The 493-nt window shown below is 66.7% G+C and carries 1 protein-coding gene; it reads left to right on the plus strand.

The features are described 5' to 3' along the window. On the plus strand, positions 1 to 493 hold a 493-nt coding region (locus C6N31_RS42460; RefSeq protein ID WP_198359656.1), incomplete at both ends, for an AMP-binding enzyme.

The raw sequence follows: 493 nt of genomic DNA on the forward strand, positions 1-493 counted from the left end.
GAATTCATCGGCCGCGCCGACCACCAGGTCAAGATCCGCGGCTTCCGCATCGAACTCGGTGACGTCGAGGCGGCGTTGTCCGCTCATCCGTCGGTGGCTCAGACGACCGCGATCGTGTACGAGGAGCGGCCGGGTGACTCCCGTCTGGTGGCGTACGTGGTGGCACGGGATGCTCTTTTACCGCAGCAGGTACGGGATTTCGCGCAGGAGAACCTGCCGGAGCACATGGTCCCCTCGGCCGTGATCCTGCTCGATCGTCTGCCATTGACCACTAATGGCAAGCTCGACCGAGCCGCTCTGCCGGCGCCGGACTTCGCGTCGGTCGGGTCGGGCCGGGAGGCACGCACTCCGCAGGAGCAGATCGTCTGCGACCTGTTCGCGCAGGTACTGGGGCTGCCGCGGGCCGGGGTCGACGACAATTTCTTCGATCTGGGCGGGCACTCACTGCTCGCCACCCGCCTCATCGCGCAGATCCGATCGGTCTTCGGCGTCG

The organism is Streptomyces fildesensis (assembly GCF_016107395.1).
GTDB classification, from domain to species: Bacteria; Actinomycetota; Actinomycetes; order Streptomycetales; family Streptomycetaceae; genus Actinacidiphila; species Actinacidiphila fildesensis.